Genomic DNA, 21,724 nt, shown 5'->3' with positions numbered 1-21,724 from the left:
CGGGTTCCGTACCGTACTGTCGTTCCATGCCACGCCGCACCGCGACGCTGCTCGCATCGACCCTGACCCTGATAGCGCTGCTGTGTGTCGCGCTCCTGTGGCCCGTGCCGTACGCGGAGATGTCGCCGGGTCCGACGGTGAACACGCTCGGGTCGCACGGCGGGGATCCGGTGCTGCAGATCTCGGGGCACAAGACGTACCCGACCAGCGGTCACCTCAACATGACCACGGTGCGGGTGACGAGCGCGGACTACTCGATGAACCTGGTGGAGGCGGTCGTCGGCTGGCTGGCGCACGACCAGAAGGTCGTCGAGCACGACACGCTCTACCCCAAGGGGCAGACGGCCGAGGAGGCCGACCAGGAGAACGCCGAGGAGTTCACGCAGTCCCAGGACAGCGCGAAGGTCGCGGCGCTCGACGAGCTCGGCATACCCGTCGGCTCCCGGGTGATCGTCTCCGCCGTGGTCAAGGGCGCCCCGGCCGAGGGCGAGCTGCACGCCGGAGACGTGATCAAGGCCGTGGACGGCGAGCCGGTCAAGGCGGCGGGCGACGTCGCATCGCTGGTCACCAAGCACCAGCCGGGGCAGAAGGTGGTCTTCACCGTCGTGCCCAAGGGCGCCAAGGGCGACGCCACCCAGGACGTGACCATCACCACGGCGAAGTCGGACGACGACGGCGAGGCCCGGGCGGTCGTGGGCATCCAGGCCGGCGTCGAGCACACCTTCCCGTTCAAGATCGACATCAAGCTGGCGGACGTCGGCGGCCCGAGCGCCGGCCTGATGTTCGCGCTGGGCATCGTCGACAAGCTCACCCCGGAGGACCTCACCGGCGGCAAGTTCGTCGCGGGCACCGGCACGATCGACGACGAGGGCAAGGTCGGTCCCATCGGCGGCATAGACATGAAGACCATCGGCGCGCGGCAGAAGGGCGCCGAGTACTTCCTGACCCCCGCCGACAACTGCGCGGAGGCGGCGACCGGCACCCCGAGCGGCCTCACCCTGGTCAAGGTGAAGACCATCGACGACGCCCTGGACGCGCTCAAGGACATCCGCGACGGCAAGACGTCGGCCCTGCCCTCCTGCACGAAGGGCTGAGCGGCGGACGCATCCGTACGGCCCGACGGCCCCGGGGAACTCCCCGGGGCCGTCCGTGTCACTCCTCGAAGGTCGCCGCCAGGGCGTCGGCCAGCCCCGGCACCAGCGCGGAACCGGTCAGCACCTCGGTGGGGGAGTCCTTCTCGCGCAGCCGCACCGCCGACTCCCGGGACCCGTCCCGCAGCACGCCCACCGTCATGCGGACCTCCTGGCGGTCGGGGTGCGCGGCGACCCAGCGGGCCAGCGCGGCGTCGTCCAGCCCCTGCGGGATGGACTCCTCCGCGGACGGCGGCAGCATCAGCCGCTCCACGGTGAGCGCGCAGCCGCTGACGACACCGGGCCAGGCGATGGTGGCCAGGAACTCGTCCAGCGCGGCGCCCGGCGGCAGCTCGTCCTGCTCGATCGGGGTCAGCCCCGCGGCCGCCCCGTCTCCGAGGCCGAGTTCCTCGGCCAGCTTGGGCTCCTGTACGCGCAGCGCCGCGGTGTCGACGAGGGCGAAGAGCCGGGCGGGCTGGTCCCAGCCGAGGCCGGACGCGTAGTCGTCGATTTCCAGGACGGCACGGGTGAGCGGGTTCGCGGTGAGCGGCGCACCTTCGGACGTGTTGTTGGACATGCTCATCATCCTGCCTGTTCTGTGACCCGCATCCCCAATCGGGAGCCTTGGGGAACTGAGTAAACGCTGAGTAAGTTGCATCAGTGGGCGCCGGTAGGGCGTCCGACGGAGACCGACACTTCGAGGTGCGCACCTTGGTATTCCAGATGCCGGACCGCGGCGGGGGTCCGCACGGGCCGCGGATCAGAGTGGGCCGCCCGTCGCGGCGAGCCCGGACACTGCTCATGACCCTGGGCGTCCTGGCCGTGCTGGCCATGGCCTTCGTCATGTTCTCGGGTTTCTGGACCGACTGGCTCTGGTACCGCTCCGTCCACTATTCCTCGGTCTTCACCACCACCCTGTGGACCAAGATCGGCCTGTTCTTCGTCTTCGGTCTGCTGATGGCCGCGGCCGTCGGCGTCAACGTGTACCTCGCGCACCGGCTCCGGCCGCCGCTCAGCGCGATGTCGATGGAGCAGCAGAGCCTCGACCGCTACCGGATGGGCATCGCCCCCTACAAGAAGTGGGTGCTGCTCACCGTCTGCGCGCTCGTGGGGCTGATCGCCGGAGCCTCCGCCTCCAGCCAGTGGCGCACATGGCTGCTGTGGACGAACTCCACGTCGTTCGGCACCAAGGACCCGCAGTTCCACGTGGACATCTCCTTCTACGCCTTCGACCTGCCCTGGTACCGCTTCCTGCTGAGCTTCGGCTTCGCGGCGGTCGTGCTGTCGCTGCTGGCGGCGGCGCTGGTGCACTACCTGTACGGGGGCCTGCGGCTCACCTCCCCGGGCGGCCGGGCGACGGCGGCGGCGACCGGGCACCTGTCGGTGCTGCTGGGCCTGTTCGTCACCTTGAAGGCCGTCGCGTACTGGCTGGACCGCTACTCGCTGGCGGTGAAGTCCGGCAACCTCAGGTCGGGCGACTGGACGGGCCTGCGCTACGTGGACGCCAACGCCTACCTGCCGGCCAAGACGATCCTGTTCGCCATCGCCATCATCTGCGCGCTGCTGTTCTTCGCCACCCTGTGGCGGCGCACCTGGTCGCTGCCGCTGATCGGCTTCGGCCTGATGGTGCTGTCGGCGATCCTGATCGGCGGCCTGTACCCGGCGATCGTGCAGAAGTTCCAGGTGCAGCCGAACGAGGCCGCCAAGGAGCAGCCGTACATCCAGAAGAACATCGACGCCACGCGTGAGGCGTACGGCATCGACCACGCCGACGTGACGGACTACTCGGGCACGAGCGGCGACGGCAAGGAGAAGCTGCGCAGCGACGCCGACACGGCGGCGTCCATCCGCCTGCTGGACCCGAACGTGGTCTCGCCGACCTACCAGCAGCTGCAGAAGGTGCGCGGCTACTACGCGTTCCCGTCCACGCTCGACGTCGACCGCTACACGATCGACGGCAAGGAGCAGGACACCGTGGTGGGCCTGCGGGAGCTGAACCTCGAGGGCATCCCGCAGCACAGCTGGATCAACGACCACTTCAAGTACACGCACGGCTACGGCATGGTGGCGGCCAAGGGCACCACCACGACCGCCAGCGGCGAGCCGGACTTCACCGAGTACAACCTGCCGACCAAGGGCGACCTCGGGACGTACCAGCAGCGGATCTACTACGGCGAGCAGACCAAGCAGTGGTCGATCGTCGGCGACAAGACCACGCCGGAGATCGACTACACCGACGACAGCGGCGAGAAGCCGTACACGTACACCGCCAAGAGCGGCGTCGGCCTGAAGAACCCGGTGACCAGGCTCGCCTACGCGGTGTCCTTCGGGGAGCCGCAGATCTTCTACTCCGGCGCCGTCGGCGACGACTCGCAGATCCTGTACAACCGCATGCCCAAGGAGCGGGTCGAGGCGGTCGCGCCCTGGCTGACGATCGACGGCGACTCCTACCCGGCGGTCGTCGACGGCCGGATCGTGTGGATCGTCGACGCCTACACGACGAGCAACGGCTACCCGTACTCGTCGCGCACGACGCTGGGCGACACCACCGCGGACTCGCTGACCGACGGACAGCGCGCCGTGCTGGCGCAGCAGAACCAGGTCAACTACATCCGCAACTCGGTGAAGGCGACCGTCGACGCGTACAGCGGCAAGGTCACGCTCTACCAGTGGGACACCGAGGACCCGGTGCTGAAGACCTGGATGAAGGCCTTCCCGGACACGGTCGAGCCCAAGACGGCGATCGACGACGCGCTGATGGCGCATCTGCGCTACCCGCAGGACCTGTTCAAGGTGCAGCGTGAGCTGCTGACGCGCTACCACGTCACCAAGGCGTCGACCTTCTACAGCGGCAGTGAGGTGTGGGCGGTGCCCAACGACCCGGCCGCCAAGACCGGCAAGTCGGTGCCGCCGTACTACCTGAGCCTGAAGATGCCCGGCCAGAACGACCAGGCGTTCTCGCTCACGACGACCTTCACGCCGAACAAGCGCGAGAACCTCAGCGCCTTCATGGCGGTCGACGCGGACGCGAAGAGTCCGGAGTACGGCGCGATCAGGGTGCTGAAGCTGCCGTCGAACACCACGGTGTCCGGACCGCAGCAGGTGCAGAGCCAGTTCAACTCCGATCCCGACGTGGCGGAGAAGATCAGGCTGCTCAAGGGCGGTGACTCGGAGGTCGAGTACGGCAACCTGCTGACCGTGCCCCTCGACGGCGGGCTGCTGTACGTCGAGCCGGTCTACGTCCGCGGCGCGGGCACCAACTACCCGCTGCTGAAGAAGGTGCTGGTGAGCTACGGCGGCCAGACCGAGTTCGAGGACACGCTCGCGCAGGCGCTCGATGCGGTGTTCGGCTCGGACGGCGGCACGCCCGAGACGCCGCCGGAGACGGGCGGGGGCACCCAGCCGCCGGCCTCCGGCAATCCGACGGTCGCCCAGGCCCTGGAGGACGCCCAGCAGGCGTACGACGCGGGCCAGAAGGCGCTCAAGGAAGGCGACTGGGGCGCATACGGCCAGGCGCAGAAGGATCTCGCCGACGCGCTGAAGCGGGCCCAGGAGGCCGAGCAGCAGGCGGGCAGGCAGGGCTGACGGGGCCCACCCCGCGTCGTGGTACTGTTGTTCCACCGACGCGGGGTGGAGCAGCTCGGTAGCTCGCTGGGCTCATAACCCAGAGGTCGCAGGTTCAAATCCTGTCCCCGCTACTGTTGGAAAGGGCCCGGAGTCAATAGACTCCGGGCCCTTTCACTTGTAGGGGGGAACTGGTACCGCAGAGGTTTCGGTTGGCATCATGTCGGGAAGTCGACAAAACGCTGTAGTGACCTACGAAGTGACCAACTGGGATCGGCTGAACTCTGCAGGTTTGCCGCATACCAGGTGTACTGCGGGTACGGGTGATGCGACGATGGACCTCATGGGGGATGGTGCAAGGCTGCTGAAGACTCGTCAGATCCGGGATCCCGGGTCCACGGGGCGGACGACCGTGCCCGCGGCCGGGGCCGCGCTGGTGCCGGCCGTCGCCGACCTGCTGCCCGCTCCGCGGGTGGGCGGTCTCGACGAGGAGCGCCTCATCGAGTCCGACCTCCCGGACGAGGAGACCCTGGAGGCCCGCGAGGAGGCCGAACTCGAGGCGCGCCACCGGCGGGCCGCCGAGCACGGCGACATCGGGGCCATGAGCGTCCTGGGCACCCTGCTGCTGCGCCGCGGCGACCTCGAGGGCGCCGAGCCCCATCTGCGCGGCGCCGCCGCCGGAGGGGACCGCCCGGCCGCCAACAACCTGGGCCTGCTGCTGCACCAGCGCGGCTACGCCGACGAGGCCGCCGCCTGGTGGCGCATCGCGGCGGTCGCCGGTTCGGCCGCGGCCGCGCACGCGCTCGGCCGGCACTTCCGCGAGCGCGGCGACGAGCCCGGCGCCGAGTACTGGCTGCGCCAGGCCGCCGAGTCCGGGCACACCCTGGGCGCGTACGCGCTGGCCGACCTCCTGGACCACCGGCGCGACGTAGGCGCCGAGCGCTGGTTCCACGCCGCCGCCGAGCACGGCCACCGCGAGGCCGCCTACCGGCTCGCCGGCATCTGCGCCGAGCGCGGCGAGGAGCGCGAGGCCGAGCAGTGGTACCGGCAGGCCGCCGCCCGCCGGCACCGCAGGGCCGCCCTGCGCCTCGGCACGCTCCTGGAGGAGCGCGGCGAGTTCGAGGAGGCCAAGCGCTGGTACCTGACCGCCGCCCGCGACGGGGAGCCGCGCGCCGCCTGCGCCCTCGGCTTCCTGCTGCGCGACGCCGGGGACGTCGACGGGGCCGCCACCTGGTGGCGGCGTGCCGCCAACGCCGGCGACGGCAACGCCGCCAACGCCCTGGGCGCGCTGCACGCCCAGGAGGGCGAGACCCAGACCGCCGAGCGGTGGTACCGGGCCGCGCTCGAGGCGGGGGACATCAACGGCGCCTTCAACCTCGGTCTGCTCTGCGCCGGTCAGGGCCGCACGGCCCAGGCCGAGCAGTGGTACCGCAAGGCCGCCTACACCGGGCACCGAGAGGCGGCCAACGCACTCGCCGTGCTCCTGCTGCAGCGCGGCGACGCGGCGGGCGCAGAGCCCTGGTTCTCCAAGGCGGCGGAGGCGGGCAGCGTGGACGCCGCCTTCAACCTCGGCATCCTGTACGCCGGGCGGGGCGACGACGCCACCGCGCGGCGCTGGTACGAGCGTGCCGCGGCCAGCGGCCACGGCGAGGCCGCGCTCCAGGTGGCCATCGCCTTGCAGAAGGAGGGCGACGCGCACGGCGCCGAGCGCCACCTGCGCTGCGCGGCGGGCGGCGGCAGCCCGGAGGGCGCCTTCCGGCTCGGCGCGCTGCTGGACGGGCAGGGCACGCAGGAGGCCGAGGGCGAGGCCGAGGAGTGGTACGCCCGCGCCGCAGGCCAGGGGCACCGCCGTGCCCAGGTGCGGCTCGGCATGTGCGCCGCCAAGCGCGGGGACGTCGTGGATGCCGCCCACTGGTACCGGGAGGCCGCCGAGGGCGGCAGCCGCAACGGGGCCTTCAACCTCGGGCTGCTCCTCGCCCGCGAGGGCGCGGAGCCGGAGGCCGCCCTGTGGTGGACGCGTGCCGCGGACGCGGGCCACGGACGCGCCGCGCTGCGGCTGGCGCTGCTGGCCGCACGGCACGGACAGCTCGCGGACGCCCAGGCGTGGTGCGCCCGCGCGGTGGAGTGCGGCCCCGCCGAGGTGGCCGAGCGGGCCGCCCGGCTGACCGACGCCCTGGAGCACGAGCTGTCCGCGTGAGAAGCGATTTGCGCTGCTCAGCGCCGGGAGGGTAGTCTGAAGACACAACGACGCGGGGTGGAGCAGCTCGGTAGCTCGCTGGGCTCATAACCCAGAGGTCGCAGGTTCAAATCCTGTCCCCGCTACTGAAGAGAGGGCCCGGAAGCCATGGCTTCCGGGCCCTTCTCGTATGCGTTGGGTACAGGCCAGGCATGGTTCGGGCAAAAGGGTGCCGACGATCCTGGGCCCGCCGGCGCCGGCGCGCGATCCTGAGGACAGGCCCTCAGGCGGCGCGAGGAGGCGGGGTTGCTGCGCAGGCGGCGTAAGCGGCGGCCGACGGAACTCAGGGATGTGACGCGGTGGGGTCGGCTGTGCGCGGCCGCGGAGGTGGAGGGCCTGCTGCGCGAGCTGCGCAGCGCCGCCGACGACGAGGAGGCCGCCTACGACCGCGCGGCGGCCCTCAAGGCGCTGGCCGCGGCGCCGCCCCGGCTGTGGCTGCTGCTGGACCGTGCCGCCCGGGTGCAGGAGGGCACGCCCCCGGCGCCCGGCGAGAGTGAACCGCTGCGCCTGTTGCTGGCCGCGATGGACCGGGACGGCCGCATCCGGCAGGCCGCCGTGGAGGAGCTGGCGGTGCACGGCGGGCCGCTGGTGGCCTCCGCCCTCGCGCTGCGGACGGCGGACTGGGTGGACCAGGTCCGCGACCGGGCCCTGGAGGCGCTGCTGCGCCGTACCGCCCCGGACGAGGCCGCCGCGGCCGTACGGCTGCTGCTGAGGCTGCGCGGACGGAGCCGGGCGACGCACACCCCCGAGGCGTACCGCGGGGTGCTGGCGGCGCCCGAGGCCCGGCGGGCGGTGCGTGCGCTGGCCGCCGACACGGACCCGCTGACCCGGCGCTTCGGGGTCGAGCTGGCCCTGGAACTCGGCGAGTTCGTCCGCGGGGACCTGGTGCGCACGGCGCTGCGCGACCCGGACCAGGTGTGCCGCAGACTGTGCGCCGAGCGGCTGCTGCAGATGGACCCGGACCAGGCGGGGCGGCTGCTGTGGGCCCGCTCGGCGGCCGTGCGGGAACTGGCGGTCGCGGCGCTGCCCGACGACGTGCCGGCGACCCGGCTGACCGCGCCGTTGGCCGACCCGGCGCGGATCGTCCGCGCCCAGGCCCGCTGGCGGCTGTACAGCAGGGGAGAGCCGCCGGCGCTGGCGTACCGCAGGCAACTACTGCGCTGCGGCCCGCAGAGCCCGCCGCGGCTGGTGGCCGGGCTGGTGACGGGGCTGGGGGAGTGCGGGGACGCCTCGGACGCGCCGCTGCTGCTGCGGCTGGCCCGTGAGGTGCGCACTCCGTGGCCGGCCGTGGTGCGCCGTGCCGCGGTGCGCGCGGCGGGACGGCTCGTCCCGCGGGAGGGGCTGCTGCGGCAGCTGGCGCCGTTGGCCGTGGATCCGGACCCCGGGGTGGCCAGGGAGGCCTTCGAGGCGCTCTCCAAGGTCGCCGGCCAGGTGCCGGTGGAGACGGTGTGGGTGGGCCGCACCCGGCCGGAGCCGGGGGTGCGCAAGGCCGCGGAACGTGTGCGGCGGGCCGCGCAGCGTCAGGCGCAGGCGGGGCACAGGCCCCGGTAGGTGACCTCGACCTGGGAGACGGTGAACCCGAAACGCTCCGCGTCGGGCAGGTCCGCCAGCGGGTTGCCGTGCGGGTGGACGTCCCGGACGGTGCCGCAGCTGGAGCACACCAGGTGCTGGTGCGGGCGGTGGGCGTTGGGGTCGTAGCGCTTGGCGCGGCCGTCGGTGGCGACCTCTATGACCTCGCCGAGCGACACCAGTTCGCCCAGGGTGTTGTAGACGGTCGCGCGGGAGATCTCGGGCAGTCGCGCCGCCGCGCGGGCGTGCACCTCGTCGGCGGTCAGGTGGACGTGGTCGCCGTCCAGGACCTCGGCCACGACGCGCCGCTGCGCGGTCATGCGCCATCCGCGGCCGCGCAGTCGTTCCAGCAGGTCACTCATTCCATTTCACCTATCAGTGGGATGGCAACAGCTTAACAGTGACAGTCCGTGTTCCGACCTGGTACGAGTTTGGGGCTCTTCTTGACTTGGACTCTGTCTATCGTAGGATCGCTTCCGGCGTAAGCCACGGCACAGCACCAACCCAGGGAGAAGCACGTGACGGTTCAGGAGACCGGCCCGCTGACCACGGAGGCGGGCGCCCCGGTCGCGGACAACCAGAACAGCGAGACCGCGGGCCCCGGGGGACCGGTCCTGGTCCAGGACCAGCAGCTGCTCGAGAAGCTCGCCCACTTCAACCGCGAGCGCATCCCGGAGCGCGTGGTGCACGCCCGTGGCGCCGGCGCCTACGGCACCTTCACGGTGACCGCCGACGTGACGAAGTACACGCGGGCGAAGTTCCTCTCCGAGGTCGGCAAGCAGACCGAGACCTTCCTGCGGTTCTCCACCGTCGCCGGCAACCTGGGCGCGGCGGACGCGGTGCGCGACCCGCGCGGCTGGGCGTTGAAGTTCTACACCGAGGAGGGCAATTACGACCTCGTCGGCAACAACACCCCGGTGTTCTTCATCAAGGACGCCATCAAGTTCCCCGACTTCATCCACACCCAGAAGCGCGACCCGTACACCGGCTCCCAGGAGGCGGACAACGTCTGGGACTTCTGGGGGCTGTCACCCGAGTCGACGCACCAGGTGACCTGGCTGTTCGGTGACCGCGGCATCCCGGCGAGCTACCGCCACATGAACGGCTACGGCTCGCACACCTACCAGTGGAACAACGAGGCCGGCGAGGTCTTCTGGGTCAAGTACCACTTCAAGACCGACCAGGGCATCCAGAACCTCACCCAGGAGGAGGCCAACCGGCTCGCCGGTGAGGACCCGGACTCCCACCAGCGCGACCTGCGCGAGGCCATCGAGCGCGGCGAGTTCCCGAGCTGGACCGTGCAGGTGCAGATCATGCCCGCGGCCGAGGCGGCGGCCTACCGCTTCAACCCGTTCGACCTCACCAAGGTGTGGCCGCACGAGGACTACCCGCCGATCGAGATCGGCAGGCTGGAACTCAACCGCAACCCGCAGAACATCTTCGCCGAGGTCGAGCAGTCGATCTTCTCCCCGGCGCACTTCGTGCCCGGCATCGGCCCGTCCCCGGACAAGATGCTGCAGGGCCGGCTCTTCGCCTATGGCGACGCCCACCGCTACCGCGTCGGCATCAACGCCGACCACCTGCCGGTGAACCGCCCGCACGCGACCGAGGCGCGCACCCACGGCCGCGACGGCGCGCTCTACGACGGCCGCCACGGCGGGGCCAGGAACTACGAGCCGAACAGCTTCGGCGGCCCGGCGCAGACCGGCCGTCCCCTGTGGCCGGCCACCGCGGTCGCCGGGTACACCGGCAACCACGAGGCGCCCTCGCACGCCGAGGACGACGACTTCGTGCAGGCCGGCAACCTCTACCGGCTGATGTCGCAGGAGGAGAAGGAGCGCCTGGTCGCCAACCTCTCCGGATTCATCGCCAAGGTGTCGCGCGACGACATCGCCGAGCGCGCGATCGGCAACTTCCGCCGTGCCGACGAGGACTTCGGCAAGCGGCTGGAGGCCGCCGTCCAAGCCCTGCGCGGCTGACGGGCGTCCGTCCCGCAGACCCGGAGGGGACCGGGTGCGTCCAGGCACCCGGTCCCCTCCGATCCATGTCCGGGCCGTCAGCCGGCCAGGGCGCGCGCAGGTTGCCAGCAGCGCACGATGTCGCGTACGGAGACCATGCCGACCGGGTTGCGGTCGTCCAGCACCACCAGGTGCCGGAAGCCGCCGCGTACCATCGCGGCGGCCGCCTCTTCGAGGGTCCACTGGGGCGCGGCGAAGACCACGTCGGTGGTGGTGTGGGCGGCGGCGAGTTCGAGGTCGGGGTCGAGCCCCGCACCGATGGCGTTGAGGATGTCGCGCTCGGTCAGGATGCCGAGACCGCAGGTGTCGGGATCGAGTACCACCGCCGCGCCCACCCGTCGGGCGGACATCAGCCGGGCGGCCTGGCGGAGGGTGTGGGCGGGACCGACCGTGAGAACGACCGTGCTCATGGCGTCGCGTACGAGCATGGGATACCCCTCGGGCTGCGTCGTGGCCGTCTTGAGAACCGTTTCACAAATGCACAAGCTCACGCATTCTCATGTTCACATGCGCCGCGGTCCGCAGCAAGGGGCGCGCGGAGGGTGATCGGTAGTGTGAGGGGTCGGTCGACTACGGGCGGTTCAGGAAGTCGAGCATGTCCTCGTGCAGCAGCCCGTTGGACGCCGCCGCGTTCCCGCCGTACGGTCCCGCGGTCCCGTCCAGGCTGGTGAAGCGCCCTCCGGCCTCGCGCACGATCACCTCGTTCGCCGCCATGTCCCACAGGCTGAGTTCGGGCTCGGCACAGATGTCCACGGCGCCCTCGGCGACCATCATGTAGGGCCAGAAGTCACCGTAGGCGCGCGTCCGCCAGCAGGACCGGGTCAGGTCGAGGAAGCCGTCCAGGCGGCCCTGCTCCTCCCAGCCGCTCAGCGAGGAGTAGGCGAAGGAGGCGTCCGCCAGCCGGCTGACCTGCGACACCCGCAGCCGCGTGGCCGAGGACAGGCTGCGCCCGGTGTACGCCCCGCCACCCTTCACGGCCCACCAGCGGCGCCCCAGGGCGGGCGCGGACACCATGCCGACCACGCCCTCGTCGCCCCGCTCCCCCCGCACCATGAGCGCGATGAGGGTGGCCCACACGGGCACCCCGCGGACGTAGTTCTTGGTGCCGTCGATCGGGTCGACGATCCAGCGGCGCGGACCGCTGCCCTCCGTGCCGTACTCCTCGCCGAGCACGGCGTCGCGCGGCCTGGCCCGCCCGAGCTGACTGCGGATCAGTTCCTCGGCGCGCTTGTCCGCCTCGCTGACCGGCGTCATGTCGGGCTTGGTCTCGACCTTGAGGTCCAGGGACTTGAAGCGCTCCATGGTGGCGGCGTCGGCGGCGTCGGCAAGGATGTGCGCCAGGCGCAGATCGTCGTTGAAGTCCGGCATGGAGCGAACAGTATCGATCGCGGCAGGTCGAGGTCACGCAGGGTGCGCGGGGAGGGTTGACACGGACCGACGGCCCGTCAATTCTGGCCCACGGCCCCCTGAGGCCGCCCGGTACCGGTGGAGACCGCTTGAGACCCGCTTGAGACCGCTTGGAGGCGATCGTGCCGACAGCGCGTGAATCACTCCTGGACGCGGCGCTGTCCGCACTGGGCGACCGCTCGTGGGCGACGATCAGGATGGTCGACGTCGCGGCCACGGCCGGGGTGTCGCGGCAGACGCTCTACAACGAGTTCGGCACCAAGGAGGGGCTCGCGAGAGCCCTGGCGAGGCGGGAGGCGGAGACGTTCCTGGCGGGCGTGGAGCGCGCCCTGGACGCCGCCGGGCGGCAGGGCGGCGACGCCGGCGACTGCTTCGCCGCCGCGACCGCCTGGACCTTGCACAGTGCCCGCCGCAGCCCGCTGGTGCGCGCGGTCCTCACCGGCTGCCGCGGGGACCGGGTCCCGGCGGCGGCCGTCGTGCCGGTGCCGGTGCTGCGGCTGCCGGGCCGGCGGCAGCGGGGGGACGACGCCCCGCTCGCCCCGGCCGAACTCCTCGACGGCTTCCGGGCGCGCGCAGCGACCGTGCTGGGGCGGCGCTTCCCCAGACTCGACCGGGCCGAGGCCGACTGGGCCTGCGAGGCCGCGGTGCGCGTCACCGTCTCCTACGTCGTCGCGCCCGCGGCCTCCGACGAGGAGGCGTGCCGGCGGGTCGCCCGGCTGGTCCGGGGGCTGCTCCAGCGCGGCTGGTGACGGGCGCGGCCCGGCCCCCGGTGCGGACCGGCCGGGGCGGTCAATGGGTGGAGCCGGAGAGCTGGAGCCCGATGACGCCCAGGACGACCAGGCTGATGGAGATCAGCTTCAGGGTCGAGACGACGTCGCCGAGGAAGGCCATGCCGTAGATCGCGGTCCCGGACGCCCCGATGCCCGTCCACACCGCGTACGCGGCCCCGACGTCCAGCTTCTTCAGGGCGAGCGTGAGCAGGCCGAAGCTGCCGAGCGCGAAGGCGCAGAACGCGATGGTCGGCCACAGGCGGGTGAACCCGTGGGAGAGCTTGAGGCAGACCGCGAAGCCGGTTTCGAGGAGTCCAGCGACCACCACGAGGAGCCAGGCCATCGAACGCCCTCCCGTTTCCGTCTGTCGATGAGCGATCATCACACAGCATGCCCGGAAATGGGGTCTCAGTCCCCTTCCTTGCGCTCACGCGTCGCGAGCAGCCGCCGCAGCGAGAACAACCGGGCGGGTTCCGCGTGCCCGTCGGCGACCCAGGCGTCCAGCGCGCAGTCGGGTTCGTCGTGGCTGCAGGCCCGCGGACAGTCCTCCGTGCCCGGCTCCAGGTCGGGGAAGGCGTGGATGACCCGGGACGGATCGACGTGGTGGAGGCCGAAGGAGCGCACCCCCGGGGTGTCGATGACCCAGCCCTCCGCGCCGCTGAGCGGCAGCGCGAGCGCCGAGGTGGTGGTGTGCCTGCCCCGTCCGGTGACCGCGTTGACGAGGCCGGTCGCGCGCTGACGCTCCACCAGGGCGTTGACCAGGGTGGTCTTCCCGACGCCACTGTGGCCGACGAAGGCGGTGATCCCGCCCTTGAGGTGCTCGCGGACGGCCGCCGTCGCGTCGGCGTCGAAGTGCTCGTGGCTGGTGACGACGTAGGGGACGCCCAGGGGCGCGTACGTCTCCAGCAGCGTTTCCGCCGAGGCGAGATCGGACTTGGTGAGCACCAGCAGCGGTTCGAGCCCGGCGTCGTACGCCGCCACCAGGCAGCGGTCGATGAGCCGGGGGCGCGGCTCGGGGTCGGCGAGGGCGGTGACGATGGCGAGCCGGTCGGCGTTGGCGACGACGACCCGCTCGTACGGATCGGTGTCGTCGGCGGTGCGGCGCAGCACCGAGCTGCGCTCCTCGACGCGCACGATGCGCGCCAGCGTGTCCTTCTCGCCGGACAGGTCGCCTACGATGCCGACCCGGTCGCCGACCGCGATGCCCTTGCGGCCCAGTTCGCGCGCCTTCATCGCGGTGACCGTGCGGTCCTCGACGAGGCAGGTGATGCGGCCGCGGTCGATGGTGAGGACGAAGCCCTCCTCGGCGTCCTCGTGCTTGGGCCGGATGCTGGTGCGGGGGCGGTTGCCCTTGCGGTTCGGGCGGACCCGGACGTCGTCCTCGTCGGTGTGCTTGCCGTAGCGCCGCATGGTTCAGGCCCGCACGGGGGACGCGGAGGCCGCCGGTGCCGTGCCCAGCATGGCCGTCCACATCTCGGGGAAGTCGGGGAGGGTCTTGCCGGTGGTCGCGACGTTCTCGACCCGGACGCCGTCCACGGCGAGGCCCAGGACGGCGCCCGCGGTGGCCAGCCGGTGGTCCTCGTAGGTGTGGAAGACGCCGCCGCGCAGCGGCCGCGGCCGGATGCGCAGTCCGTCCTCGGTCTCGGTGACGTCGCCGCCGAGCTCGTTGATCTCCTTGCTCAGCGCGGCCAGCCGGTCGGTCTCGTGCAGACGCAGGTGCCCCACGCCGCGCAGCACGGACTCGGAGTCGGCGAGCGCGGCGACCGCCGCGATGCCGGGCGTGAGTTCGCCGACGTCCGACAGGTCGGCGTCGATGCCGTGGATCCGGCCGGACCCGGTGAAGACCAGGCCCGTGTCCGTCAGCTCGCACGAACCGCCCATCCGGGTGAACAGCTCGCGCAGCGCGTCACCGGGCTGGGTGGTGCGCCGCGGCCAGTCGGGGATGACCACACGGCCGCCGGTGACCAGCGCGGCGGCGAGGAAGGGCTGGGCGTTGGAGAGGTCCGGCTCGACGGTGAGGTCGACGCCGAGCAGCGCGCCGGCGTCGACCCGCCACACGTCGGGCTCGCCGCCGTTCTCCGGGGTGTCGACCTTGGCTCCGGCGTGCCGCAGCATCTCCACGGTCATCTTGATGTGCGGCAGCGACGGCAGCGTCGGGCCGGTGTGCCGCACCTCGACACCCTGGTTGAAGCGGGGGCCGGACAGCAGCAGGGCACTGACGAACTGGGAGGACGAGGACGCGTCGACCGACACCGGGCCGCCGTCCAGCGCCCCGCCGCCGTGCACGGTCAGCGGCAGCGCGCCGCGGCCCTCGTCGTCGATGCGGGCGCCCAGGGTGCGCAGCGCGTCGATGACCCCGTTCAGCGGGCGCTCGTGGCTGCGCGGGTCGCCGTCGAAGTGCACCGGGCCGTCGGCGAGCGCGGCGACCGGCGGCAGGAACCGCATCACGGTGCCGGCGTTGCCGACGTCGACGGAGGCCGGACCGTGCAGCCCCGCCGGGATGACCCGCCAGGCCTCGCCGCCGTAGGGATTGACCACCTCGTCGATCTGGACGCCCATGGTGCGCAGCGCGTCGGCCATCAGCACGGTGTCGCGGCTGCGCAGCGGGCGGCGCAGCCAGCCCGGCTCGGAGGCGAGCGCAGCGAGCACCAGGGCGCGGTTGGTGACCGACTTGGATCCGGGCACGGTGACCGTCGCCTGGACGGGGGCGGACGCGAGCGGCGCGGGCCACAGGGCGGTGTGCGCGGGGTTACCGGTCATGACCCCCAGCGTAGTGGCTCAAGAAGAAGGCGAATCGCTCACAAAGCGGACGAAACCTGAAGGAAACAGATACCCGCCCGCAAGGCCTACAGACCCACCAGCCAGCGGCCGCCGCCGAACAGCGACAGCAGCGCCACCGCGTAGAACAACAGCATCCACAGTGCCGCCGGGGTGTGCGTCAGCCGGGCCAGCTGGTCCGCGTCCGATCCGGGCGCCGCACCACCGCGCCGCTTGCGCTGGAGCTCCAGGACCGGCCGTACGCCCCCGAACAGCAGGAACCACACCACCAGGTAGGCGAAGGCCGCCTGGACCCCGGGCTCGGTCAGCCAGGACACCAGCAGGAAGAGGCCGCCGGTCACGAAGACGGTCAGCACCCCGTACGCGTTCCTGATCATCACCAGCATCACCAGCAGCAGGGCCGTCGCCCCCCACAGCAGTGCCGTGATGTGCCCCGCCGCGAGCAGCAGGGCCCCGCCGAGGCCCAGCAGGGACGGCGCGGTGTAGCCGGCCGCCGCGGTGAGGATCATGCCGAGGCCGTACGGCTTGCCGCGGGAGACGGTCAGGCCCGAGGTGTCCGAGTGCAGCCGGATGCCCTGCAGACGGCGTCCGGACAGCAGGGCGACCAGGCCGTGGCCGCCTTCGTGGGCGATCGTGATCGCGTTGCGGGACAGCCGCCACAGGACGTGCGGCAGCACCGCGGCGAGGGCGACGGCCGCCGTGGCGCCGACCAGCCAGGGGGAGGGCGCGGGCTGGGTGCCGAAGATGGAGTCGAAGAGCTGCACGGTTCCGCACCATACGACGGCCTGCTGTGTCCGCGCCGTGGCAATCTGGCACTCATGTGCGGTCGATATGCAGCGAGCCGGGGGCCCGAGGATCTCGTCGGGCTCTTCGACGTGCGGAAATGGGATCCCACCGAGGCGCTGGACCCCAATTGGAACGTCGCGCCGACCGACAGCACCTACGCGGTGCTGGAGCGGCCCGACAAGGAGACCGGCGAGATCGTGCGCCAGCTGCGCACCCTGCGCTGGGGGCTGGTGCCGAGCTGGGCCAGGACGCCCGACGTCGGCGTGAAGATGATCAACGCCCGGGCCGAGACCGTGCACGAGAAGTCCTCCTACCGGCGCCCCTTCGCCTCGCGCCGCTGCCTGCTGCCCGCCGACGGCTACTTCGAGTGGGTCACCGGCAAGGACGAGCGGCAGCTGGAGGAGGAGGGGAGGAAGAAGCGGTCCCGCAAGCAGCCGTACTTCGTCACCCCCGTCGACGGCTCCGTCTTCGCGATGGCCGGGCTGTACGAGTTCTGGCGCGACCGCACCCTGCCCGACGAGCACCCGCGCGCCTGGTGGGTCACCTGCACCGTCATCACCACCGAGGCCGAGACCGAGCCCTTCGCCGACGCCGACGAGCGCCCCGGCGGCCCGCGCTCCCTGGCCGAGATCCACCCGCGCGTGCCGCTGTGGATCACCCCGGAGCACTGGGACGACTGGCTCGACCCCGCGCGCAGCGACGTCGCGGAGCTGCGCGGCCTGCTCGTGCCGCCGCGGCCCGGCCTGCTGCGCGCGTACCCCGTGCGCACCGAGGTGAGCAACGTCCGCAACAACGGGCCAGAGCTGGTCGAGCCGATCGAGGCGCCCGAGGAGGCGACGCTGTTCTGACCGCCCGCGGTGCCAGACTGGCCGCTGTGAGCGAGATCATGGAGACCGTGCCGACGCCCGTGGGGGACGCCCGCGTCACCTGGCACCGGGCCCGCCGGCCGCGCGCCGTCGTGGCGCTGGGCCACGGTGCGGGAGGCGGCGTCGAGGCCCGTGACCTGCAGGCCCTGGCCGCTGCCCTGCCGCCGCGCGGCTGGACGGTCGCGCTGGTGGAGCAGCCATGGCGGGTGGCCGGCAAGAAGGTGGCGCCCGCACCGAAGACCCTGGACACCGCGTGGACGGCGCTGTGGCCCGCACTGGCCCGGCCCGGCCTGCCGGTCGTCGCCGGCGGCCGCAGCGCGGGGGCCCGGGTCGCCTGCCGTACGGCGGTGGAACTGGGCGCGGTCGCGGTGCTGGCGCTGTCCTTCCCGCTGCACCCCCCGGGCAGGCCGGAGAAGTCCCGGGCCGGCGAGCTGACCGGCGCCGGGGTGCCGGTCCTGGCCCTGCAGGGCGGGCGCGACCCCTTCGGCCGCCCCGACGAGTTCCCGGAGGGGCACGAGCCGGTCGAGGTGCCGTACGGCGACCACGGGTTCGCCGTGCCGAAGTCCGCGGACCTCACCCAGGAGGCAGCACTCAGCGTCATCACGGACGCGGTGCTGGGCTGGCTGGAGGAACTGCCCCCGCTTCGGGAATGAGCGGTGCGCGACCCGTGTTGTGCGAGGCGTCCACGCGAAAGAACGTACGCACAGTGAGGAAGGCAGCCGGATGGTCAGAGCCGAGTGCCGCGCCCGTGCCGAGGCGCCCTACCTGTCGTGGCCGGAGTGGCCGGCGATGGGCGGGGCGGACAGGAACAGCGCGCCGATCCCGCCCGGGATATCCTCCGATGGCGTGGGGTCCGCTTACGGCCCCGTGACCGTCGTGGAGGAGGTGGGTCCGGTCAGCGGCAACGACGACAGCCCGTCCGAGGTGCCTGAGGTGCAGGTGGCTCCGGAGTCCGACGTCGAGCGCAGCGCGCGCTTCGAGCGGGACGCCCTGGAGTACCTGGACCAGATGTACTCGGCGGCGCTGCGCATGACCCGCAACCCGGCCGATGCCGAGGACCTGGTGCAGGAGACGTACGCGAAGGCGTACGCGTCGTTCCACCAGTTCCGTGAGGGCACCAACCTGAAGGCGTGGCTGTACCGCATCCTCACCAACAGCTTCATCAACTCCTACCGCAAGAAGCAGCGCGAGCCCCAGCGCAGCGGCACGGAGGAGATCGAGGACTGGCAGCTGGCCCGCGCCGAGTCGCACATGTCGACGGGTCTGCGCTCCGCCGAGTCCCAGGCCCTGGACCACCTTCCCGACTCGGACGTGAAGCAGGCGCTGCAGGCGATCCCGGAGGAATTCCGGATCGCGGTCTATCTCGCGGACGTCGAGGGCTTTGCCTACAAGGAGATCGCCGACATCATGGGAACCCCCATCGGTACGGTGATGTCCCGTCTGCACCGGGGGCGGCGGCAGCTGCGTTCGTTGCTGGAGGACTACGCGCGGGAGCGCGGGCTCGTCCCGGCGGGCGCGGGAGATGAGAAGGGCTCGGGCACATGAGCTGCGGCAACCCGCATGAGACGGACTGCTCCGAGGTACTCGAACACCTTTACGAGTACCTGGACAACGAGATGTCCGACGACGCCTGCGCCAAGTTCAAGCAGCACTTCGACGAGTGCCACCCTTGCTTGGAGAAGTACGGCCTCGAGCAGGCCGTCAAGAAGCTGGTCAAGCGCTGCTGCGGGCACGACGACGTGCCCACGGACCTGCGGTCCAAGGTGCTCACGCGGATCGAGCTGATCCGCGCGGGCGAGGTGGCGCCGGTGCCGGAGCCCGCGGACGGCGGCAGCACGCCGACCGGTTTCCCGGCCGGCTGACGCAGCCCGTACAGGCAAGCCACCCGGGATCACCCGAAGGCGGGAATCGCGGCCGCTCGCCCACCGCGCGACGGCCGCGCCCCTAGCCTCTGTGGGGTGCGTGCGAAGCGGACGGTCTGGATGCTCCCCGCGGCGGCGCGGGTGTACATCCCGCTCGTCGTGGTGTCGGCGTGCGGCGCCCTCGTCACCGGCCCCCACGAGGGCACTCCCTGGGCGACCGCGGCCGTGCTGGCGGTGGTCTACGCGGCAGGGGAACGGACGGGGGCGTCCCTGCCCCCGGTGCTCTTCGCGGCCGCGCTCCTGCTTCCCCCGGGCGCGGCCGCACTCGTCGCCGTGCCCGGTGGCCTCCTCGCGCCGGTCCGGGGCGAGCCGGGCCCGGTGCGCCGGGTCTGGCACGCCGCGCAGCTCGCCCTGGCCACGGCCGCCGCGGCCCAGGTCCGGGACGCCTTCGGGGAAGGCGACTTCGCGCGGTTGCCGGGACTGCTGGTGCCCGCACTGGCGGCCGTCCTCGCCTTCTGCCTCTACTCCGCCGCCCTCACCGCCGGCGTGCTGATCACCGCCGAGCGCACCGCCCCGGCCGTGGCCTTTCGGGAGGCCCTGCTCGAACCGCTCGCCCCGCACCTCACCTACGGCCTGGTGGGGCTCATGGCCGCGGTGCTCTGGCAGGGCCCGTACGGGGCGGTGGCCGCGGTCCTCGCCCTGCTGCCGACGCACATCGCCCGCTGGGTCGTCGGGCAGGCGCGCCGCGAGCGGGCCGCGCACCAGGCGACGGTGCGGGCGCTGGTGCAGGCCGTGGAGATCAAGGACCGCTACACCCGGGGCCACAGCGAGCGCGTCGGCCGGGCGTCGGCACTGATCGCCCGCGAGATCGGACTGCCGCCCGAGCGGGTGGAGGCCCTGCGGCTGGCCGGCATCCTGCACGACATCGGCAAGCTGGGGGTGCCCACCCGGGTGCTGCGCAAGGACAGCCCGCTCACCCCCGAGGAGCGGCGGATCATCGAACTGCACCCCGGCTACGGCCACGAGATGGTGCGCGGCATCGCCTTCCTCGACGACGCCCGCACCGCGATCCTCCACCACCACGAACGCCTCGACGGATCGGGCTACCCGTACGGCCTGGCCGGCGAGGCCATCCCGTCCTCGGCGCGGCTGGTGGCCGTGGCGGACGCCTTCGACGCGATGACCTCCACGCGGGCCTACCAGGCCACCCGCGGAGTCGACGACGCGCTGGGTGAGCTGCGCCGCTGCGCCGGCAGCCACTTCGACCCCCTCATGGTGCAGGCCCTGGTCCGCGCCGTCCGGCGGGACGGCTGGAACCCGGCGGTCACCGCCGACGAGCCGGAACCCTTCGCCCCCGCGCAGACCCGGCGCCACGCCCGCCGCGAGGCCCCGCCCGGCCGTACCCCCGAGCCGCGCCCGTGAGCGCCTCCGGACGCCGCGGAGGCGGCGACCACCGGCGCCGGCGCAGACGCACGCCGTTGGTCGTGCTCGCCGTCCACGGGGTGGCGCTCGCCGTGGGCGGCGCCGCCCTGGTCTGGACGGCGTCGCACGGCGTCGCCGATCCCGCGGCGGCGGCCGCGTTCGGGGCGCTGGTCGTGGTCGGCGAGGCCTTCCGGATCCCGGAGCCCGAGGGACGGGAGGCCGCCCCCGTCGCCTTCGCCGGGGCCCTGGCGTACGCGCTGCTCGCGGCCGAGGCGGTGGCGGTGGTGGTGGCGGTCTCCGCCGCCGCGGTGATCGCCGGGCAGCTGAGGGGCGCGCCACGGGACGCGGCGGCGCGGCGCGTGCTGACGGTGGCGTTCGCCGCGGCGACCGGGCAGCCGCTCTACGGCGGCAGCGGCGGCCATCCGGGCTACGCCGTCCTCCTGCTGGCCAGCACGATCCTGTGCGACGCCGTGCTGGCCGCCGTGCTGGGCGCCGCCCGCACCGGGCATCCCTTCGCCTCCGTCCTCCGCGACGAACTGGCCGTCCTGCCGGGCGTCGGCTCCGCCGTGTGCGCCGGCGGGGTCGTGCTGGCGCAGGCCGAGCAGGCGGCCGGGCTGTGGGCGCTGCCCGTGTGCGGGGTGCCGCTGCTGCTGACGCAGACGGCCTTCCGGCGGCACGCGGCGATCCGGGCCACCCATCGGGAGACCATCGCCTCACTGGCCAGGGCCACCGAGGTCGCCGGCTACACCCCGGTGGGGCACGCCCGCCGGGTCAGCGAGCTCAGCCACGCCATGGGACGGGAACTCGGCCTGGGCGGACGGTCGCTGGCGGCCCTGGAGCACGCCGCGCTGATGCACGACATCGGCCAGCTCTCCCTCGTCGACCCCGTGCCCGGCGGTGCCACCTCGTCCCTCGATCAGGTGGAACGCCGCCGCATCGCCCTGCTCGGCGCGGAGGTCGTACGCCGGACGGGTGCCCCCGAGGAAGTCGCGCGGATCGTGGAGGGACAGGCCGATCCGTACCGGGAGCAACCGCTCGCGGGACGCATCGTGCGTACGGCCAACGCCTACGAGGACCTGGCCGGAGGCGGCACCGCCGTGGGCCGGGGGCTGCAGGCGCTGGAGCGGTTACGCCTCGATACCGCGCACGAATACGACCCTCGCGTGGTCGAGGCGCTGACCAGGGTCGTTGCCCGGGCCGGGCAGTGAACCCACCGGTAATGAGCGGGCGCACCAAGGGGCATGGTTGGATGCCCGCAGGGGCGCAGAGCGCTCAAGAGGCGCACCATGGCGGCGATGCTGCCAAACCGACGCGCC

At 72.6% G+C, this 21,724-nt stretch carries 20 protein-coding genes and 2 tRNA genes; 14 read left to right on the top strand and 8 right to left on the bottom strand.

Annotated elements, in window-relative coordinates; all coding sequences use genetic code 11:
* Positions 1-26: 26 nt before the first annotated feature.
* Positions 27-1,094 carry a YlbL family protein gene (locus ACFYYN_RS04305; protein ID WP_500544611.1) on the top strand — a complete coding sequence of 356 codons (1,068 nt, stop codon included), beginning with the start codon at positions 27-29 and terminating at the stop codon, positions 1,092-1,094.
* Between the two features lie 58 nt (positions 1,095-1,152).
* Here the strand turns inward: ACFYYN_RS04305 and ACFYYN_RS04300 are convergent, their stop codons facing one another.
* On the bottom strand, positions 1,153-1,707 hold the full coding sequence (locus ACFYYN_RS04300) for a PPA1309 family protein (RefSeq protein WP_500544610.1): 555 nt from the start codon (positions 1,705-1,707) through the stop codon (positions 1,153-1,155).
* Positions 1,708-1,853: 146 nt separating this feature from the next.
* On the opposite strand from ACFYYN_RS04300, the gene ACFYYN_RS04295 reads away from it, so the two are divergent.
* The 5 genes from ACFYYN_RS04295 (at position 1,854) to ACFYYN_RS04275 (ending at position 8,481) form a co-directional block, all read left to right on the top strand.
* Positions 1,854-4,715: a UPF0182 family membrane protein gene (locus tag ACFYYN_RS04295; RefSeq protein ID WP_500328045.1), complete on the top strand. Its 2,862-nt coding sequence runs from the start codon at positions 1,854-1,856 to the stop codon at positions 4,713-4,715.
* Between the two features lie 39 nt (positions 4,716-4,754).
* Positions 4,755-4,828: transfer RNA gene (locus ACFYYN_RS04290), tRNA-Met, on the top strand.
* Positions 4,829-5,028: 200 nt separating this feature from the next.
* Positions 5,029-6,891: a tetratricopeptide repeat protein gene (locus ACFYYN_RS04285; RefSeq protein ID WP_500544609.1), complete on the top strand. Its 1,863-nt coding sequence runs from the start codon at positions 5,029-5,031 to the stop codon at positions 6,889-6,891.
* A 51-nt stretch (positions 6,892-6,942) separates the two neighbouring features.
* A tRNA-Met gene (locus ACFYYN_RS04280) sits at positions 6,943-7,016 on the top strand.
* Between the two features lie 205 nt (positions 7,017-7,221).
* Positions 7,222-8,481 carry a hypothetical protein gene (locus tag ACFYYN_RS04275; RefSeq protein ID WP_500544608.1) on the top strand — a complete coding sequence of 420 codons (1,260 nt, stop codon included), beginning with the start codon at positions 7,222-7,224 and terminating at the stop codon, positions 8,479-8,481.
* Here the strand turns inward: ACFYYN_RS04275 and ACFYYN_RS04270 are convergent.
* Positions 8,451-8,861, bottom strand: coding sequence for a Fur family transcriptional regulator (locus ACFYYN_RS04270; RefSeq protein ID WP_499513853.1), 411 nt, complete (start codon positions 8,859-8,861; stop codon positions 8,451-8,453). The genes ACFYYN_RS04275 and ACFYYN_RS04270 overlap by 31 nt on opposite strands.
* Positions 8,862-9,017: 156 nt before the next feature.
* Here ACFYYN_RS04270 and ACFYYN_RS04265 point away from each other — a divergent pair, with 156 nt between their 5' ends.
* Positions 9,018-10,478, top strand: coding sequence for a catalase (locus ACFYYN_RS04265; protein ID WP_500544607.1), 1,461 nt, complete (start codon positions 9,018-9,020; stop codon positions 10,476-10,478).
* A gap of 77 nt (positions 10,479-10,555) precedes the next feature.
* On the opposite strand, the gene ACFYYN_RS04260 is transcribed toward ACFYYN_RS04265, so the two are convergent.
* Together ACFYYN_RS04260 and hisN are read right to left on the bottom strand one after the other, a co-directional pair.
* Positions 10,556-10,945, bottom strand: coding sequence for a CBS domain-containing protein (locus tag ACFYYN_RS04260; protein ID WP_500327911.1), 390 nt, complete (start codon positions 10,943-10,945; stop codon positions 10,556-10,558).
* A gap of 142 nt (positions 10,946-11,087) precedes the next feature.
* Positions 11,088-11,885 carry an FIG domain-containing protein gene (gene hisN, locus ACFYYN_RS04255; RefSeq protein WP_499513856.1) on the bottom strand — a complete coding sequence of 266 codons (798 nt, stop codon included), beginning with the start codon at positions 11,883-11,885 and terminating at the stop codon, positions 11,088-11,090.
* Between the two features lie 161 nt (positions 11,886-12,046).
* Between hisN and ACFYYN_RS04250 the strand changes: the two genes are divergently transcribed.
* On the top strand, positions 12,047-12,673 hold the full coding sequence (locus ACFYYN_RS04250) for a TetR/AcrR family transcriptional regulator (protein WP_500544606.1): 627 nt from the start codon (positions 12,047-12,049) through the stop codon (positions 12,671-12,673).
* Between the two features lie 40 nt (positions 12,674-12,713).
* Here the strand turns inward: ACFYYN_RS04250 and ACFYYN_RS04245 are convergent, their stop codons facing one another.
* The 4 genes from ACFYYN_RS04245 to ACFYYN_RS04230 form a co-directional block, all read right to left on the bottom strand.
* On the bottom strand, positions 12,714-13,037 hold the full coding sequence (locus ACFYYN_RS04245; protein ID WP_361798116.1) for a DMT family transporter: 324 nt from the start codon (positions 13,035-13,037) through the stop codon (positions 12,714-12,716).
* A gap of 65 nt (positions 13,038-13,102) precedes the next feature.
* The gene (rsgA, locus tag ACFYYN_RS04240; RefSeq protein ID WP_500544605.1) at positions 13,103-14,104 is read right to left on the bottom strand and encodes a ribosome small subunit-dependent GTPase A; all 1,002 of its coding nucleotides are present in this window, start codon (positions 14,102-14,104) and stop codon (positions 13,103-13,105) included.
* Between the two features lie 3 nt (positions 14,105-14,107).
* A complete protein-coding gene (gene aroA, locus ACFYYN_RS04235) occupies positions 14,108-15,454 on the bottom strand; it encodes a 3-phosphoshikimate 1-carboxyvinyltransferase (RefSeq protein ID WP_499513859.1) in 1,347 nt (448 codons plus the stop codon).
* Positions 15,455-15,540: 86 nt separating this feature from the next.
* Entirely contained in the window at positions 15,541-16,236 is a 696-nt protein-coding gene (locus tag ACFYYN_RS04230; protein ID WP_500327908.1) for a M50 family metallopeptidase, read from the bottom strand.
* 54 nt (positions 16,237-16,290) lie between these two features.
* On the opposite strand from ACFYYN_RS04230, the gene ACFYYN_RS04225 reads away from it, so the two are divergent.
* From ACFYYN_RS04225 to ACFYYN_RS04200, 6 genes are all read left to right on the top strand, one after another.
* The gene (locus ACFYYN_RS04225; RefSeq protein WP_500544604.1) at positions 16,291-17,106 is read left to right on the top strand and encodes an SOS response-associated peptidase; all 816 of its coding nucleotides are present in this window, start codon (positions 16,291-16,293) and stop codon (positions 17,104-17,106) included.
* A 38-nt stretch (positions 17,107-17,144) separates the two neighbouring features.
* Complete coding sequence (locus ACFYYN_RS04220; RefSeq protein WP_500544852.1) at positions 17,145-17,777, top strand: alpha/beta hydrolase family protein; 633 nt, start codon at positions 17,145-17,147, stop codon at positions 17,775-17,777.
* A 232-nt stretch (positions 17,778-18,009) separates the two neighbouring features.
* Complete coding sequence (locus ACFYYN_RS04215) at positions 18,010-18,669, top strand: sigma-70 family RNA polymerase sigma factor (protein ID WP_375819388.1); 660 nt, start codon at positions 18,010-18,012, stop codon at positions 18,667-18,669.
* Positions 18,666-18,986, top strand: a complete 321-nt coding sequence (gene rsrA, locus ACFYYN_RS04210) for a mycothiol system anti-sigma-R factor (RefSeq protein ID WP_499513862.1) — start codon at positions 18,666-18,668, stop codon at positions 18,984-18,986. Before ACFYYN_RS04215 ends, rsrA begins: the two co-directional genes overlap by 4 nt.
* A gap of 120 nt (positions 18,987-19,106) precedes the next feature.
* A complete protein-coding gene (locus ACFYYN_RS04205) occupies positions 19,107-20,408 on the top strand; it encodes an HD-GYP domain-containing protein (RefSeq protein WP_500544851.1) in 1,302 nt (433 codons plus the stop codon).
* On the top strand, positions 20,405-21,616 hold the full coding sequence (locus tag ACFYYN_RS04200; RefSeq protein ID WP_500544603.1) for an HD-GYP domain-containing protein: 1,212 nt from the start codon (positions 20,405-20,407) through the stop codon (positions 21,614-21,616). Before ACFYYN_RS04205 ends, ACFYYN_RS04200 begins: the two co-directional genes overlap by 4 nt.
* The last annotated feature ends 108 nt before the right edge of the window (positions 21,617-21,724 follow it).

The sequence above is a fragment of the Streptomyces sp. NPDC001902 genome (assembly GCF_042891295.1).
GTDB lineage: Bacteria > Actinomycetota > Actinomycetes > Streptomycetales > Streptomycetaceae > Actinacidiphila.
The sequence above is the reverse complement of the archived record's forward strand: the minus strand, read 5'-3'. Positions and strand labels throughout refer to the sequence as shown.

Excerpts from the sequence above, each read along its gene's own strand:
- rsgA (WP_500544605.1), bottom strand. The coding sequence starts at position 14,104 with ATGCGGCGCTACGGCAAGCACACCGACGAGGACGACGTCCGGGTCCGC.
- ACFYYN_RS04205 (WP_500544851.1), top strand. The coding sequence starts at position 19,107 with ATGCTCCCCGCGGCGGCGCGGGTGTACATCCCGCTCGTCGTGGTGTCG.
- aroA (WP_499513859.1), bottom strand. The coding sequence starts at position 15,454 with ATGACCGGTAACCCCGCGCACACCGCCCTGTGGCCCGCGCCGCTCGCG.
- ACFYYN_RS04295 (WP_500328045.1), top strand. The coding sequence starts at position 1,854 with ATGCCGGACCGCGGCGGGGGTCCGCACGGGCCGCGGATCAGAGTGGGC.
- rsrA (WP_499513862.1), top strand. The coding sequence starts at position 18,666 with ATGAGCTGCGGCAACCCGCATGAGACGGACTGCTCCGAGGTACTCGAA.
- ACFYYN_RS04285 (WP_500544609.1), top strand. The coding sequence starts at position 5,029 with ATGGACCTCATGGGGGATGGTGCAAGGCTGCTGAAGACTCGTCAGATC.
- hisN (WP_499513856.1), bottom strand. The coding sequence starts at position 11,885 with ATGCCGGACTTCAACGACGATCTGCGCCTGGCGCACATCCTTGCCGAC.
- ACFYYN_RS04245 (WP_361798116.1), bottom strand. The coding sequence starts at position 13,037 with ATGGCCTGGCTCCTCGTGGTGGTCGCTGGACTCCTCGAAACCGGCTTC.
- ACFYYN_RS04220 (WP_500544852.1), top strand. The coding sequence starts at position 17,145 with ATGGAGACCGTGCCGACGCCCGTGGGGGACGCCCGCGTCACCTGGCAC.
- ACFYYN_RS04270 (WP_499513853.1), bottom strand. The coding sequence starts at position 8,861 with ATGAGTGACCTGCTGGAACGACTGCGCGGCCGCGGATGGCGCATGACC.
- ACFYYN_RS04305 (WP_500544611.1), top strand. The coding sequence starts at position 27 with ATGCCACGCCGCACCGCGACGCTGCTCGCATCGACCCTGACCCTGATA.
- ACFYYN_RS04225 (WP_500544604.1), top strand. The coding sequence starts at position 16,291 with ATGTGCGGTCGATATGCAGCGAGCCGGGGGCCCGAGGATCTCGTCGGG.
- ACFYYN_RS04300 (WP_500544610.1), bottom strand. The coding sequence starts at position 1,707 with ATGTCCAACAACACGTCCGAAGGTGCGCCGCTCACCGCGAACCCGCTC.
- ACFYYN_RS04260 (WP_500327911.1), bottom strand. The coding sequence starts at position 10,945 with ATGCTCGTACGCGACGCCATGAGCACGGTCGTTCTCACGGTCGGTCCC.